This window comes from Taklimakanibacter albus (assembly GCF_016595235.1).
Classification (GTDB): Bacteria; Pseudomonadota; Alphaproteobacteria; order Rhizobiales; family Aestuariivirgaceae; genus Taklimakanibacter; species Taklimakanibacter albus.
Genome location: NZ_JAENHL010000004.1, coordinates 336,691 through 351,344, shown reverse-complemented (window position 1 = coordinate 351,344; position 14,654 = coordinate 336,691). Strand labels below are relative to the sequence as shown.

Annotated in this window: 14 protein-coding genes; 3 read left to right on the top strand and 11 right to left on the bottom strand. The window is 63.5% G+C overall.

From position 1 onward, the window contains the following. Window positions 1-15: 15 nt before the first annotated feature. On the bottom strand, window positions 16-1,122 hold the full coding sequence (locus tag JHL16_RS03030) for a GNAT family N-acetyltransferase (protein ID WP_200183415.1): 1,107 nt from the start codon (window positions 1,120-1,122) through the stop codon (window positions 16-18). A 283-nt stretch (window positions 1,123-1,405) separates the two neighbouring features. Then, complete coding sequence (locus JHL16_RS03025; RefSeq protein WP_200183414.1) at window positions 1,406-1,906, bottom strand: EF-hand domain-containing protein; 501 nt, start codon at window positions 1,904-1,906, stop codon at window positions 1,406-1,408. A 182-nt stretch (window positions 1,907-2,088) separates the two neighbouring features. Between JHL16_RS03025 and JHL16_RS03020 the strand changes: the two genes are divergently transcribed. Then, complete coding sequence (locus tag JHL16_RS03020) at window positions 2,089-3,282, top strand: DegT/DnrJ/EryC1/StrS family aminotransferase (RefSeq protein WP_200183413.1); 1,194 nt, start codon at window positions 2,089-2,091, stop codon at window positions 3,280-3,282. A 21-nt stretch (window positions 3,283-3,303) separates the two neighbouring features. Here the strand turns inward: JHL16_RS03020 and JHL16_RS03015 are convergent, their stop codons facing one another. The 9 genes from JHL16_RS03015 to JHL16_RS02975 are packed head-to-tail and all read right to left on the bottom strand — an operon-like array spanning window position 3,304 to window position 12,103. After that, on the bottom strand, window positions 3,304-4,479 hold the full coding sequence (locus JHL16_RS03015) for a vWA domain-containing protein (RefSeq protein ID WP_200183412.1): 1,176 nt from the start codon (window positions 4,477-4,479) through the stop codon (window positions 3,304-3,306). Window positions 4,480-4,488: 9 nt separating this feature from the next. Then, the gene (locus tag JHL16_RS03010; protein ID WP_200183411.1) at window positions 4,489-5,061 is read right to left on the bottom strand and encodes a VOC family protein; all 573 of its coding nucleotides are present in this window, start codon (window positions 5,059-5,061) and stop codon (window positions 4,489-4,491) included. After that, on the bottom strand, window positions 5,052-6,011 hold the full coding sequence (locus JHL16_RS03005) for a zinc metalloprotease HtpX (protein WP_200183410.1): 960 nt from the start codon (window positions 6,009-6,011) through the stop codon (window positions 5,052-5,054). Before JHL16_RS03005 ends, JHL16_RS03010 begins: the two co-directional genes overlap by 10 nt. Further along, complete coding sequence (locus tag JHL16_RS03000; protein WP_200183409.1) at window positions 5,992-7,038, bottom strand: YcjF family protein; 1,047 nt, start codon at window positions 7,036-7,038, stop codon at window positions 5,992-5,994. The genes JHL16_RS03005 and JHL16_RS03000 overlap by 20 nt, the downstream gene beginning before the upstream one ends. Next, on the bottom strand, window positions 7,035-8,468 hold the full coding sequence (locus JHL16_RS02995; protein ID WP_200183408.1) for a YcjX family GTP-binding protein: 1,434 nt from the start codon (window positions 8,466-8,468) through the stop codon (window positions 7,035-7,037). The genes JHL16_RS03000 and JHL16_RS02995 overlap by 4 nt, the downstream gene beginning before the upstream one ends. A gap of 59 nt (window positions 8,469-8,527) precedes the next feature. Beyond that, window positions 8,528-9,061, bottom strand: coding sequence for a SixA phosphatase family protein (locus JHL16_RS02990; RefSeq protein WP_200183407.1), 534 nt, complete (start codon window positions 9,059-9,061; stop codon window positions 8,528-8,530). 45 nt (window positions 9,062-9,106) lie between these two features. Beyond that, window positions 9,107-10,303, bottom strand: coding sequence for an AGE family epimerase/isomerase (locus JHL16_RS02985; RefSeq protein ID WP_200183406.1), 1,197 nt, complete (start codon window positions 10,301-10,303; stop codon window positions 9,107-9,109). Window positions 10,304-10,322: 19 nt separating this feature from the next. Continuing rightward, window positions 10,323-11,240 carry a homoserine O-acetyltransferase MetA gene (metA, locus tag JHL16_RS02980; RefSeq protein ID WP_200183405.1) on the bottom strand — a complete coding sequence of 306 codons (918 nt, stop codon included), beginning with the start codon at window positions 11,238-11,240 and terminating at the stop codon, window positions 10,323-10,325. Window positions 11,241-11,242: 2 nt separating this feature from the next. Further along, a complete protein-coding gene (locus JHL16_RS02975; RefSeq protein ID WP_200183404.1) occupies window positions 11,243-12,103 on the bottom strand; it encodes a DEAD/DEAH box helicase family protein in 861 nt (286 codons plus the stop codon). A 123-nt stretch (window positions 12,104-12,226) separates the two neighbouring features. Between JHL16_RS02975 and JHL16_RS02970 the strand changes: the two genes are divergently transcribed. Together JHL16_RS02970 and JHL16_RS02965 are read left to right on the top strand one after the other, a co-directional pair. Next, window positions 12,227-13,513 (top strand): NAD(P)/FAD-dependent oxidoreductase, encoded by a 1,287-nt coding sequence (locus JHL16_RS02970; RefSeq protein ID WP_200183403.1) that lies wholly within the window; start codon window positions 12,227-12,229, stop codon window positions 13,511-13,513. Window positions 13,514-13,524: 11 nt separating this feature from the next. After that, window positions 13,525-14,610 carry a Rieske 2Fe-2S domain-containing protein gene (locus JHL16_RS02965; RefSeq protein ID WP_200183402.1) on the top strand — a complete coding sequence of 362 codons (1,086 nt, stop codon included), beginning with the start codon at window positions 13,525-13,527 and terminating at the stop codon, window positions 14,608-14,610. Window positions 14,611-14,654: the final 44 nt, after the last annotated feature.

Below are 14,654 nucleotides of genomic sequence, written 5' to 3'. Positions count from 1 at the left end.
GCCAGCCTGTTGAGGTCAGGCTGAAAATAAGCGGGTGAAGCGGGCGCGGATCGTGGCCGGCGCCTTGAAATAGAGGCGGCGGATGAGCGGCCTCAGCAACGAAAGATAGCCGTGGCCGTAAAGTCTTCCCGCCAGCGAAAGCGGCGCATGGAAGTCATGGACCTCGGTGCGGCCGCTGCTCCAGGACTGCTTGTGTGGATCGCCCGGCACCATGAGATCGAAGACGCGCATGCCGTCGCGAATGGCCTGGCGCTGTGACAGGTCCATATGCAGGCGCGCCGGCGATGCGTCGGTGAGCGAGGTGTCATGCGCGGTGATGAAGCCGAAATGGGTCGTGCCGCAGCGCAGGCCGATCTCCCAGGAGATCGGGCGATTGCCGGCGGTGAGGCAGGAGGTGACGAGCGATATGGCGCCAGTGGCGCTGCGCGAGAATTCGCGCAGGAACGGTTCGAGCAACGCGCACATCAGAGGCTGGCTGTACAGGCCGCGCTCGGCCAGCCAGAGGCGCTTCTGCGCCACCGCCTGTTCCATGGCGCGGTCCATCAGGCTGCCCGCCGGCATGGTGGCGAATTCGACCGGACCCATCGCTTCCAGCGATTTCCGGATCTTGCCGCGCCGCTTGCGCTGCTCGCGGCTGTAGCGCTTGTCGTAATCGGCCTCGGTCGGATAGGCGGTGAGATCGAGAAACGGCGCTTCCTCGGTGTCGCCGGCGCGATGGAATTCGTCGCGCAGAAACGGCGCGATGGCAGCGTCGGCCCGGACATGGCGCAGGCGCAGGCAGTCAATGCCCTTGAGGCGGCGCAGGAACTCCAGGGCGCCGCGGCACCAGGGCCGCGCGTCGACGCCCGGGGCCACCAGGACGTCGCCATATTGGGCGAAGGGATCGGACAGCCAGCGCAGCAAGGTGAACGGGCCTTTGCGCACCTTCATGAGCGGCCACAGAAAGACCAGACTGCCGTCCTGGTAGCCGGTGACGACACATGGTTCGATGCCATGTTCGGGCTTGGCATAGTGGCGGGCCCAGGCGAGGCACCATTCGGCGCTCTGAAATACGCTATGCGGATGGGTGGATCGGCCATGGAGGCCGCGCCAGTCATCGGCGAGCCGTTCGAGGGACGGCATGTCGGCCGCCAGCGCAATATGGCCGTTGAGCGAGGGGGTCGAGGCCGCAGGAGCCGGGCAGTCGACTGCCGCAGCTTGAGCGAAGGCTGCAAGACCAATTTCCCTCTGTGGTTGCATGCTGATCCTGACCTGTTGTGCTGGAGGGGCACAGTTGCAGCAAATCACTGCAAGTTGGTTGCCAGGATGCCTTAAAACATTAAATAAATTTTAGATTGGCGATGTTTTCCACCAAAACCGAAAAGGGGAGACGGCCTGACACTGGTCAGGCCGTCTGGACCAGGGATTACTTCTCCTGGCTATCATCCTTGTCGTCGTCATGGTCCCGGTCGCGGCGCCAACGTTCCTTGCCGCCCTGGCGACGGTCTTCCTTGCTGATCACGCCGTCGCCATTACGGTCCCGATTTGCGACAAAACGGGACAGGGGCTCCTTGTATTCATCGAGAGTGAGGGCGGCGTCGCCATTGGGGTCCAGTTTCTGGAACTCGCGGACCATCTCCTTGCGATGAGCCTCCAGCCACAGCACCTCGAACTCCTTGAGGTTCAACGTGCCGTTCTTGTCGGCGTCGAACTTGCCGAACCATTCGGTCCGGTTGGCGTCGATCTCCTCCTGGCTCACCTTGCCGTCCTTGTTGGTATCGTAGCGTTCCGTGAAATTCCGCATCATACCGCCATGGCGGCCGCGCCATCCGCCGCCTTCATCGGCAGAGGCGACTTCCGCGATTGCGCCGACGCCAAGGGCGGTCACGACAAGAGCGGCGAGTGCGAGCATCGCTTTATTAGGCATTACAATCGGTCTCCTGAGTTTGTGGATGAGCTCAAGACGGACCGGAACCGCGCATTCCGTCGAAAGCGGCGTCCTCAACTGATCGTGAAGGGCGTGACGCGGCTTCCCCTCTGTTGACAAAGTTGCGTCAGCGTCAGCACTGTCTGACTTCTTCTCGAATGAACGATGGGGCGCGGGCGACAGTGAGCATCTATGAGGAATTCGGCGTCGAGCCGATCATCAATGCCGTGGGATGGGCAACGAGACTGGGCGGCTATGTCATGGACGACGCCGTCGTTTCCGCCATGGCGCAAGCCGCCAGGCATTCGGTCGACATGACGGAGCTGCAAGCGGCGGCCAGCAAAGTCATCTCCGAACTTACCGGCGCCGAAGCGGGGCTCGTCACGTCGGGCGCCGCCGCCGGCCTGCTGCTCGCCACCGCGGCCTGCGTGACCGGCGCCGATCCAAGCAAGATGGCGCGCCTGCCCGAAACGGAAGGCATGCGCAACACCGTCATCGTGCCGCGCAGCCACCGCAATCTTTACGATCACGCAGTGCGCACCGCGGGCGTCCGGCTGGTCGAAGTCGGCGTTCCGGACAGGTTCAGCGGCGCCGGCAGCCGCGATTGTGAGCCGTGGGAAATCGAAGCGGCGATCACCAAGGATACCGCCGCCATACTTTATGTCGCGACACCCTGGGCGCGGCCCAGCCTCGATCAGGTGGTCGAGGTCGGTCGCCGCCACGGCGTGCCGGTCATCATCGACGCGGCGGCGCAATTGCCGCCCGCCAGCAATCTCAAGGCGTTCATCGCGGCCGGCGCCGACCTCGTCGCCTACAGCGGCGGCAAAGCGATCGGCGGCCCGCAGAGCTCAGGCATATTGTGCGGGCGCCGCGACCTGATCGAGGCCGCCGCTCTGCAGATGCTCGATCTCGACGTCGTCGACGAACTCTGGTTGCCGCCCAAACAATATATCGACCGTTCCGGCCTTCGCGGCGTGCCGCCGCATGGGATCGGCCGTCCGTGCAAAGTCGGGAAAGAAGAAATCATCGGGCTGCTCGTGGCGCTCAGGCAATTCGTCAAACGGGACGAAAAGGGCGCCGTGGAAGCGTGGAGCGGTCTTACCCGCGAGCTCCATGCGCAAGTCGAAGGGATCGCCGGATGCACGGCGCGGATGGCCACCAGCAAATGGGGTGCCGATGTCCTGGATCTGATCTTTCCGGGAGACGATGCCGGCAAGCGCGCGGCCGCGGTGGCGCGCGAGCTTCAGACCGGGAAGCCAGCAATCGTCGCCGACCTGTCGAAACTCTATGAAGGAGTCATCCGGATCAATCCTTATTGCTTGCGGCCGGAGCAGGTGAGGATCATCGCCGGAAGGCTGCGCCAGATAACCAAGTAAGCCGGGGCGTTCAAATAGAGATCAGCGGGTCAGCTCGCGCATGGCCTTGTCGAGACCTTCCAGCGTCAATGGATACATGCGGCCGGCGAAGAGGCGGCGGACGAGATCGGTCGAAGCCGAATAGCCCCAGTGCCTTTCCGGCGACGGGTTGAGCCAGATCAGCTTGGGATAGATGTGGCTCACGCGCTCGAGCCACGTCATGCCCGTCTCCTCATTGTAGTGTTCGACCGAGCCGCCCGGATGGGTGAGCTCGTAAGGCGACATCGCGGCATCGCCGATGAAGATCACCTTGTAGTCTGACGGGTAGGTGTGGAGAACCTGCCAGGTATCCACCGGCTCGTCATGGCGGCGGCGGTTGCTGCGCCAGACGCGCTCATAGAGGCAATTGTGAAAGTAGAAATACTCCATGTGCTTGAACTCGGCGCGCGCCGCCGAAAACAGCTCCTCGCACAAGCGGATGAACGGATCCATCGAGCCGCCGACATCGAAGAAGAGCAGTACCTTCACCGTGTTGCGCCGCTCCGGCACCAGCCTGAGATCGAGATAGCCCTTATTGGCGGTGGAGCGGATCGTATCGTCGAGGTCGAGCTCCTCGGGCGCGCCCTCGCGGGCGAATTTGCGCAGGCGGCGCAGCGCCAGCTTGATATTGCGGGTACCGAGCTCGACCGTGTCGTCGAGATCCTTGTAGTCGCGGCGGTCCCACACTTTGACGGCGCGGTTGTTGCGATTCTTGTCCTGGCCGATGCGCACGCCTTCGGGATTGTAGCCATAGGCGCCGAAAGGCGAGGTGCCGGCGGTGCCGATCCATTTATTGCCGCCCTGATGGCGGCCCTTCTGCTCGGCGAGGCGCTTCTTCAGCTCCTCCATGATCTTGTCCCAGCCGCCCAGCGCCTCGATGAGCTTCTTCTCTTCTTCAGTGAGAAATTTCTCGGTGAGCTTCTTCAGCCACTCCTCGGGGATCTCGGCGAGAAGCGCTTCCGCCGATCCTTCAAGACCCTTGAAGACATGGCCGAAGACACGGTCGAACTTGTCGAGATTGCGCTCGTCCTTCACCAGCGCAGCGCGCGACAGGTAATAGAAGTCTTCCACCGAATAACGCGCGAGGCCGGCATCCATGGCTTCCATGAGGGTGAGATATTCCTTGAGCGTGACCGGCACACCCGAGACTTTGAGCTCATGGAAGAACGTCAAAAACATGGTTCGTGACTAATACAGAGCTTCCAACTCGATTTGCTTGCCGCCGAGGCGCAGCGAAGGATTGCCGGGAGTCACCGTCCTGTCGAGGCCCACCGATTTCATCAGGCGCGTGAGGCCGGGATCGAAGGGCAACGATACGCCGTCCACGAAGAGGGGACCGTCCATCAACGCCGTCTTTTCCTGCACTTCGATCAAAGCCGGAAAGCCGGGCCTTGCGAGATAGGCAGATCGGAAATCCTTCATGGTTTGCAGGCTGTTGAGGTGCAAAAACCAGCCCGATCCGGCGATCGAGCTCAGAAATCCCTCGAGATCCAGGACATCGATGGCCAGATGATGGATCCCAGGTCCGCGTTTCTGCAGGGCCTTGCGATAGGAGCCGGTATCTCTCGCCTCCATCAGGAGGAGCGCGTTTCGCTCACTGCCTTGCACATAGATTTCCCGGGTTTCCGGGAAAACCTCTTCCTCTCCGATCTCAAAATCAAACTGGCGGAGATGGTCGGCTGCCTTATGAACCGAGGGAACAAGAATGGCGACATGGCTAGGCGAGCAAGTCATAAACAATCCCTCTTCTGTCAGTACCAAATACCCATGCGGTGCCAGTGGATGCGCGGGTTGCGGATCGGCGGTACGAGAGAGGGGCCTGGCACCGGACGTGCCGTCGTCAGCGCGATCTGCGCGTCGGGCTCGCCGGCAAGTGCGAGGAGCCGCCGCATCCGGTCCTCGGTCGCGGGATGGGTGCGCAGCAAGGACGGGCTCGGCACGCGGCCGGCCGGAAACAGGCCTTCCCAGACGCGGCCCTGCCGGTGCTCCAGTGTCTCGAGTGCCGAAGCAAGGCCCGCCGGATCACCGGTCAAGGCGGCGCCATCGAGATCGGCGTCGTATTCGCGTGTGCGCGACAGGCCGAGCTGCAGCAGGCCGCCCAAGGTCGGTGCGAAGATGAGAAGCAGGATGCCGAGCCAGGGAATGGCGATGCCGGCGCCGAACAGCGCGGGAATGCCGATCAGCCCAAGGAAGGACATCGAGCTGGTGATGCGGGTCAGCACGTCCGCGAGCGCCATGACTTTCAAGTCGCCCGATTTGATATGTGCCGTCTCATGGGCAAGGATGCCGGCGAGCTGGCGCATCGTCATGGTGCGCACCAGCCCGTCGGTAACGGCGATCGCCGAATCCTGCGGCGTGCCGACGGCGAAGGCGTTGAGGATCTTGCTCGGCACATAATAGAGCTGCGGCACGGACGGCAGATCGGCGCGGCGCGCCAGCTCACGCACGACATGGTGGACGTCCGGCAATTCATCCGGCGACAGAGCGCGGGCCTTGTAGAGGCCGAGCACCATCTTGGGCGACACGCGTCCCATCGTCCACAGGCCGATAGCGCCGAGGATCGCGGCCCAGACGAGGCCGGTGAATCCCAGGACCGTCCAGGCGATGGCGGCAACGAGCACTGCCGATCCGCCGATCAGGACGGCGGTATGGAGGGCGTTGCGCAGATCGTGGCTGCGCTGGAGGGCGAGATTAAGATGAGGGCGCGGCATTTTCTTTGTCTTTGCTCTCGCCGCCGAAATTCAGCAATTCGCGGGTCAGGCTCGCGAGCGTCTCCTTGGCTTCGGTCTCCTGCGGAATGGGGCGGCAGACATCGCGGGCGGCGAGACCAATGCGCGCGGTGAGGATACCATTGACCGCACCTTCGCCAAACCTGGCCGAGAGCCGGCCGATCAGCCCCTTGCCGACGACATGCTGGATCACGCTGTCGGAGAGCGCGAGTCCGCCGGTGACGGCGAGATGGCCGATCACCATGCGGGCGAGCCTGAAGGTCGACAGGGTCGAGGGACGGCCACCGTAGAGAGAGGCGATCTCGCGCAGCATGCGGAGATTCTGGGCGGCGACGAAAAGGATGTCGAAGGCGGCGGCCGGGGTAACCGCAGTGAGCAAGGTCACGCGGCGGCTGCGGCGGGCGATGATGCGATGGGTCTCGGCATCGAAGGCGCTCACCAGGTCGCGGTCAGCGAGGCGGATGCGATCTTTCGCATCCATGACGTCATTCTCATGCTCGGCGAGCGTCTTCAGGCCCCAGGCTGCGTCGGGCCGTCCGCCATAGACGGATTTGAGTGCGGCGATCACGCGCTTGGCGGCGGCATCGTCATCGTGATTGAGAGCGCGCGCCGCGTCGGCCTGCACATGCTCGATGCGGCGCAGGCGCATGAGGCCCCAGATCTCGCGGATGATGATGGCAAGCGCCGCAAGCCCGGCGAGGCCGGCGAGACCGGCGCCCAGCCAGCCCAGATAGACGGAGCGCTGGAACAGTTGCTCGATAAGGCTCGAGGCGGAAAGACCGGCCCACATGACGAAGAGGCCGAACAGCGCCGAGATGAGGAGCGAGCCCCATTTCAGGCTGCGCGAGGAGGGCAAGGGGGCAGGCGGCGTGACCACCAGCTCCTGACCGTCCGGCTCCTCGTCGAATTTGATCTTGCCATGAATGGCGCGCGGCGGCCGCCGCACCTTTTCGGGGTGCGGGGCGGGATCGATACGGAAGGCCTGCGGCCGGCGGTGATCGTCGTTCATCTAAAGCGATCTCCCAGCAGGAATTCGAGCGTGCGATCAAGGCGAATGTGGGGAAAGCTCCGGCCGGCCGTCAAAGGCGGGCGGAACTTCACAAAACGCAGGGCGCCTTCGAGGCCGCCGCGCAAGGCTTCCTCCGGATTGGCCGGCAGATCGCCCGGAAAGATCGCGGCTTCCGTCTCGCCATCGAAGGTCTCCGTGCCGATGGTCTCGCCCCTTTGCGGAATGCCCACAATACAGGGGAGATCCTCGCCCTTCTGGCGCAATGTCGCCTCACGCGTGGCGCGAATGGCGGCAAGTGCGGCGATGTCGATGTCGGCGCCCGAATATTCGGCGCGCGCTGCTGCGTCCTTGACGATGAGGCCGAGGATCGCCTCGAGGCGATCGTGGCTCGTATGGTGGATGAGATCGGCCTTGGCGGCGGCGAAGACGATGCGGTCGATGCGGCGCCCGACCAGCGCCGAGGCCCAGCTGTTGGCGCCCTGGCGGAAGGCCGCGAGCACGTCGGCGAGCGCCTTCTGCAGGTCGCGCATGGCGTCGGCGCCGGCATTGAGCGCGGTCAGGGCATCGACCAGGATGATCTGGCGGTCGAGGCGGGCGAAATGGCCGAAGAAGAAGGGCTTCACCACCTTCGCCACATAGGAGTCGTAACGCCGCGCCATCAAGGCGCCGAGCGAGCCGCGCGGGAAGGACGCGTCCGCCGTCACATCGAGTGGTGCAAAGGTGAGGAGCGGCGAGCCCGCAAGATCACCCGGCATCAGGAAGCGGCCGGGCGGCAATGCCGATAAGGAGACGTCGGTGCCGCGGCCACGCGCGAGATAGGACGTGAAAAGCTCGGCCGCCTTCACCGCCTGCTGCTCGTCGGCGGGTTTCATCGGGTCGAGCGCCGCGAGGAGGCTGTGCCAGTCGCGCGCCAAAGCGAGGCGTGGCGAGACGCGGCTCGAGGCTAGCGTCTCGGCCGACCATTCCTGATAGCTGAGGCCGAGGAGCGGCAGGTCGAGCAGCCATTCGCCCGGATAATCGACGATGTCGATATGGACGCGGTCGCGGCCGAAATTGCGCGCGATGAAACCTTGCGGCGTGTAATCGAGGGTGAGGCGGAGCTGGCTGATGCGCCGGGTGCTTTCCGGCCAGCGGCGGTCTTCCGCCGTCAAGGCTGCGAGATGATCCTCATAGGCGAAACGCGGCAGGTCGTCGTCGGGCTGCGGCTCCAGATAGGCGCGGCTGATGCGGCCCTGCGCCTGCGCATCGAACAAGGGCAGGCGCGTCTGGTTGAGGAGGGCATGGACGAGGGCGGTGATGAAGACCGTTTTGCCGGCGCGCGCCAAGCCGGTGACGCCGAGCCGCACGGTCGGCGTGGCGAGACCTGACGCAAAGTCCTTGAGGCCGCCCGCCGCGATGCGCGCGCTGTCGATGAGGGAAGTCCGTTTCAATGCGTCATAGATCCAGATTTGCCCCCATAGTTGGGGACATAGGACGCCTGACGCAAGTGCTAAGTTGCTGTTTCCTTAGCGAGATCGCGCGGGCGCACAAAGGCGGCGAGCGTGCCATTGCCGTCCTCGATGTCCTTCCAGTCCTTGGCGTCGAAGCTGATCACCGCGAGGGCGCCGGTCGGATATTTCTCGGTCACACGCTTGCGCAATTTGGCTTCGCCCTTGCCGATGAGGCGCTGGGCGAGACGTTCGATCGAGGGATTGTGGCCGACGACGAGGATCGACTTGGCGGTGTCGGCCTTGGCGCGCACCGTGTCGAGAATGCGCCCGCCATTGCCGAAATCATAAAGCCCGTCCTCCATCAGGAGGCGCGGCGAGCTTCTGAGCTCGGTGGATGCGAGCTTCCAGGTCTCGCGCGCCCGGCGCGCCGGCGAGCAGAGCACCAGATCGGGATTGAACTTATGCTCGCGCATGAAGCGTCCGATGAGTGGCGCGGATTTCTGGCCGCGCGGATTGAGCGGGCGGTCATGATCGTCGAGGCCGGGATCGGTCCAGCTCGATTTGGCGTGCCTGAGCAGCAGGAGGCGAAGCATGGCGGGACGGAGTATAGGCCGATTGTGACAGGGGAGCGACAGGGATCAGGACAGGGCGCCTAGAACCCGCAGGATTTCGTAGCAGGCGCCGAAGGAATGATAATCCGTCTTGCCGGCCGGGCTCTTGATATCGCTGAGCTTCCGGCCGTCGGGCGACAGGATGCGATACCAGCAACCATAGTCGTGATCGACGAAGTTGCGCCAGCTATAGGCCCACAGACGGTCATAGTCCTGCCAGTAGCGTTCCTTGCCGGTACGCGCGGCGAGCGCCGCCGCCGCGGCCAGGGTTTCGCACTGGACCCAGTGATATTTGTCGAGATCATAGAGCCGGCCGTCGGGCCCGTAGCTATAGTGCAGGCCGCCATAGGCGATGTCGGTGCTCTTCGCCAATGCCGTCTCATAGAGGTGCACGGCCGTCGGCAGCATCCAGTCCTTCGGGCGATGGCGCTCCAGCACCATGAGCAGCTTCGTCCATTCGGTCATATGGCCCGGCTGATAGCCATAAGGCCTGAAGAGATGACGCGGATTGTCCTTGTTGTATTCCCAGTCGACCGACCAGGTTTCATCATAATGCTCCCACACGACGCCTTGCGCCTTTTTCGGCAGGTCGACGCAGATGCGGCGCGCCAGCGTCTCGGCGCGGTCGAGATATTTGCCATCGCCCGTCGCCTCGAAGGCCGCAAGCATGGCTTCGGTCATATGCATATTGGCGTTCTGGCCGCGATAAGGAGAGACCGTTTTCCAGTCGCGGCTGATCTCGTCCCGATAGAGCTGGTGCTCTTCCTCCCAGAAGCGCTCAGCGAGCAGGGCGTAAGTCTCCTCGACCTTCTGGCGCATGCCGGCGATGCCGGCCTTGAGGCCCATCGCATAGGCCAGCAGCACGAAGGCATGGCCGTAGCAATGTTTCGTCGCATCGTTCGGCGCGCGGCGGTCGAGCGTCCAGAAATAACCGCCATAAGCAGGATCACGATGCACGTCACTCAGATGGCGCAGGCCATGCTCGGCCGCCGCTCTGTAGTCTTCCCGGCCAAAGAGGTCGGCGGCGAGGGTGAAGTTGAAAATGAAGCGGGTGGTGGAAACGACGTGCTGGTTCATCCGGTCGGTGATGAAGCCGTCATCGCGATACTCGTTGTAATAGCCGCCGTCCTCATGGTTGAGGCAGATCGGATAATAGAAATCCATGATCTCGCGCATATGGGCGCGCAGGAAGTCTGGTGAGCGGAAATCGGGGAGGGGCTTCATCGCGCGCTCTCCCCGATCCTTATTTCCCGATATCGGCGAGCGCGAAAGGCGTCGTCTGATAGACTTCGTTGATCCAGTTGCCGAACAGGAGATGGGCGTGGCTGCGCCAGCGGTTCTCCGGCACGGCATGCGGATCATTGCCCGGATAATAGTTCTTCGGCATCTCGATCGGCTTGTTGGCCTTCACGTCGCGCCAATATTCCTCGCCGAGCGAGGCCGAGTCGTATTCGACATGGTTGAACATGTAGAGCGAGCGATAGGCCTTGTCCTCGATCATGCAGAGGCCGGCCTCATCCGACTCCATCAGGATTTCGAGGCCGCTGTCGGCGGGGATGTCGGCGCGGCGGTTCTCGGTCCAGCGCGAGACGGGAATGGAGAAATCGTCGGAGAAACCGCGCAAATAGGGCGAGGCGGGTTTCAGGTTCTTGTGGCGGTAGACGCCGAAGCGCTTCTGCCCCAATGCGTGCTTGGGCACGCCATGGAAGTGATAGAGGCCGGCCTGGGCACCCCAACAGATGTGGAAGCTCGAATGGACGTTGGTCTGCGTCCAGTCGAAGACGCGCTTGAGCTCGTCCCAATAGGTGACGTCGGTGAATTCGAGCAGCTCGATGGGCGCGCCGGTGATGATGAAACCGTCGAACTTCTCGTCCTTCACATCCACCCAGTCACGATAGAAAGCGAGGATATGGTCGTTGGGCGTGTTCTTCGGCACGTGATGCGTCATCTTGATGAGCGTCATCTCGACCTGCAGCGGCGTCGCGCCGACAAGGCGGGCGAACTGCGTCTCGGTCTTGATCTTGTTCGGCATCAGGTTGAGGAGGCCGATGCGCAAGGCGCGGATGTCCTGGCGGGCGGCGCTCTCCTCGCTCATGACCATGACCCCCTCTTGCTCGAGCGTGGCGCGGGCCGGCAGGTCGTTCGGAATTTTGATGGGCATGATCAGTTTTTGTCGATCGCGTGCGACACGAGATCGAGGAAATCCTCTTCTGTCTTCACATTAGGCACGTCTTCCATCTTCACCGCATAGCCGAAATTGCGGGCGATGGCCTGATAGAGCGGAATGCGGTGATGGAGCAGCTGCTCGAAGCCCCAGACGGCGAAACCGTCGGGGTCGACCTCGCAGTCCTCGGTGATGGAATTGATCTTTTTGTATTCGGCCCATTTCTCGTCGAGGAAACGCGGCTGGTAATACATGGGCTTCGGCGCCTTGCGGAAGCGCTCGACCAGCATGCGGGCATGGGCCGGCGTACCCTCGATATAGAGGAGCAGCGAATTGTCGGCGAGGCATTGCAGGACGGGGTCGCTGAAATCCTCAGGATCCACCACCTCGCACAGGCTGCCGCCCGAATCGCAGACGAAGTGGCTGTAGCCATAGATTTCGCGCGAGCGCTCGATGAAGGCGGGCACGTCTTTGAGCGCGCTGATCTCGCCTTCGCGGTGCTGGGCCTGGCGTTTCTTGTATTCGGCGAAGTCGATGCCGCCCTTCTCGGGGTTGCCGGGCTTGCCGAGATAGGTCGAAAGCGGCTCCAGATTCTGGAAGGTGATGTTGGAGGAGATATAGATCGAATCCGAGCGTAAGAGGTCGCGCAGGAAGGAGACCTTCATCGCCTCACGCTTGAAGTTGTCGACGATGTGCTCGCCCATATAGCGGGTGCCGATCCGGTAATCGACCGAATAGTGGAACCAGTCCCGGTCCTGCAGGAGGTCGGCCAGCGTCGTCTTACCGACGCCGGACATGCCGAGGACGGTCACGGCCTTGTTCGGCCAATCCCGGAACTCCCTGCTGGTCTTGAAGCGCATCGGTCAGTTACCCTCAAAGCGGAAGCGGTCTCAATAGCTTAAGGGAGGGGGCCGGAGCAACGCCTCTCGCAACAGGGCGGATTTGCGTAATATGGGGGCGAAGGCTTGAGATTCGGGAGTGCCATGACGCTCAAATCCGCCGAAACCTGGTACGAGGCGACCGCGCCCGCCCGCGATGCCGCGCCCCCACCCAGGGGCGTCATCGCCGCCGATGTCTGCGTGATCGGCGGCGGGCTCGCCGGGCTCACCACCGCCATGGAGGTGCAAAGGCGCGGCCGCATCGCGGTGCTGCTCGAGGCCAAGCGCATTGCCTGGGGCGCCTCGGGACGCAATGGCGGCTTTGTCGGCAACGGTTTTGCGCTGGGCGTCGAGGACATCATCGAGAAAGTGGGCCTCAAGAATGCCCAGGCGCTCTATCGGCTCTCCGCCCATGGCACCGAATATGTAAGGCGCGAGGTGACCCGCCTCGATCAGACGCTGCGCATGAGCGACGGGGTGATCGTGGCACAGCGCGTCAACGACCCGTCGGGCTCCAGGCGTTATGTCGAGATGATGCTGCGCGACTTCAGCGAGGGGCTCGAGCTGCTCTCGACCGAGCAGACCCGCATGCTGCTCAAGACCGAGCGGTATTTCCAGGGCATCAAGAACCCGCACAGTTTTCTCATCCATCCTTTGCGGTACGCCCAGGCGCTCGCCGATGACGCGCGCCATCGCGGCGTGCTCATCCATGAGAACACGCCGGCGCTTGATGTGCGCAAGGAGAAGCGCAATTTCATCGTGCGCACGGCGCAGGCCGAGATCCATGCGCCGCATGTCGTCCATTGCGTCTCTTCGCTCGACAGGCGGATCAACCGGACCATTGGCCGCGCGATTCTGCCGATCGCCACCTATGTGGCGGTGACCGAACCCCTCGATCAGGACGCGATCCGCACGCGCTGCGGCGTCGGCGACATGCGCCGCGCCGGGGATTATTACCGGCTCATCTCCGACAAGCGCATCCTGTGGGGCGGGCGCATCACCACCAGGGTGAGCGAGCCGGCGCGGCTGGCCCAGATGCTGAAGCGCGACATGCTATCGGTCTATCCGCAGCTGGGCGATCCCAAGATCGACTATGCCTGGTCAGGCCTCATGGGCTATGCGCTGCACAAGATGCCGCTCATCGGACGCACCGCCGACGGGCAATGGTTCGCCACCGCCTTTGGCGGTCACGGCCTCAACACCACCGCGATGGCGGGCATCCTCATGGCACGGGCGATCGCCGATGGCGATGACGAATATCGCCGCTTCGCCGCCTTCGCGCCGAAATGGGTCGGTGGACCTTTCGGGCGCATCGGCGTCCAGGCAAGCTATTGGCATATGCAACTGCGCGACGTGCTCGACGAGCGCGCCGACCGCAAGAAGCGCGAATAAGGAGACCCGTCATGGCGGAACGCGACCAATGGATCGATCTCGGAGCGGCTGCCGAGCTCGCCGGCAAGACCCTCCAGCCGGTCGAGGCGGGCACGGTCAAGATCGCGCTCTCCTGCATCAATGGCGCTTTCGGCGCAGTGCATAATGCCTGCAACCATGTCGGCGGACCATTGGGCGAAGGAGCGCTGGACGGCGACTATATCATCTGCCCCTGGCATCAGTGGAAGTTCCACCGGGTGAGCGGGCTGGGCGAGCCCGGCTTCGAGGAGGACCGCGTGCCGGCCTTTCCGGTCAAGGTCGAGAATGGCCGCGTGCTCCTGCAGCTCAACCCGACCAAGCGGCAGAAGAAGCCGCATGAGCCGCATCCTTTGGTGCGGCCGGTCGAGCGTGCGCCGGGTCCCATCCGCGTCGCCGGCATTTCGACCACGGCAATGGACAAAGGGGCGCCGCGTTATTCCGGCTCCGATGATCTGCTCGCCAGCGCGCTCAAGGGGGCCGAGGCGCAGGGCTGCGAGACGCAGCTCATCAAGCTCAACGATCTCAAATTCCGCGCCTGCGAGGGCTATTATTCGAAAGCGGCGCATGCCTGCACCTGGCCGTGCTCGATCACCCAGATGCGGCCCAAGGACGAGTTGACGCCGGTCTATGAGGCGCTGGTCCACTGGGCCGATGCGGTGATCATCGCCACACCGATCCGCTGGGGGCAGGCGAGCTCGCTCTATTTCCGCATGGCCGAGCGGCTCAACTGCATCCAGAACCAGGTCACCACCCATAATCGCGTGCTGATCCGCAACAAGGTGGCGTCCTTCATCGTGGTCGGCGGTCAGGACAATGTGCAAGGTGTGGCCGGCCAGATGCTGGGTTTCTTCGCCGAGCTCGGCTTCCACTTTCCGCAATTTCCCTATATCGCGCATTCGCGCGGCTGGGCGGCCGAGGATATGGAGCGCAATGTCGCCGAAATCCGTGACTCGACCGATTTGCATCAGGGGGCGGCCGAGCTCGCGGGCCGCACCGTCGCTCTGGCGCAGCGGCTGCTCGACAGCGAGCCCGCCGCGCGGATCGCACGGGGCGGGCGCAAGGCGCATGCCTTGGACTAGGCGAAGAGATTCCCGGACCGGATGATCCGGGAATCAAGAGTGTG

Bases quoted from the DNA above. Each gene is read 5' to 3' on its own strand.
- JHL16_RS03000 (WP_200183409.1), bottom strand. From the start codon at position 7,038: ATGAACGACGATCACCGCCGGCCGCAGGCCTTCCGTATCGATCCCGCC.
- JHL16_RS02985 (WP_200183406.1), bottom strand. From the start codon at position 10,303: ATGAAGCCCCTCCCCGATTTCCGCTCACCAGACTTCCTGCGCGCCCAT.
- JHL16_RS02970 (WP_200183403.1), top strand. From the start codon at position 12,227: ATGACGCTCAAATCCGCCGAAACCTGGTACGAGGCGACCGCGCCCGCC.
- JHL16_RS02990 (WP_200183407.1), bottom strand. From the start codon at position 9,061: ATGCTTCGCCTCCTGCTGCTCAGGCACGCCAAATCGAGCTGGACCGAT.
- JHL16_RS03030 (WP_200183415.1), bottom strand. From the start codon at position 1,122: ATGCCGTCCCTCGAACGGCTCGCCGATGACTGGCGCGGCCTCCATGGC.
- JHL16_RS03005 (WP_200183410.1), bottom strand. From the start codon at position 6,011: ATGCCGCGCCCTCATCTTAATCTCGCCCTCCAGCGCAGCCACGATCTG.
- metA (WP_200183405.1), bottom strand. From the start codon at position 11,240: ATGCCCATCAAAATTCCGAACGACCTGCCGGCCCGCGCCACGCTCGAG.
- JHL16_RS02975 (WP_200183404.1), bottom strand. From the start codon at position 12,103: ATGCGCTTCAAGACCAGCAGGGAGTTCCGGGATTGGCCGAACAAGGCC.
- JHL16_RS02965 (WP_200183402.1), top strand. From the start codon at position 13,525: ATGGCGGAACGCGACCAATGGATCGATCTCGGAGCGGCTGCCGAGCTC.
- JHL16_RS03025 (WP_200183414.1), bottom strand. From the start codon at position 1,906: ATGCCTAATAAAGCGATGCTCGCACTCGCCGCTCTTGTCGTGACCGCC.
- JHL16_RS03015 (WP_200183412.1), bottom strand. From the start codon at position 4,479: ATGTTTTTGACGTTCTTCCATGAGCTCAAAGTCTCGGGTGTGCCGGTC.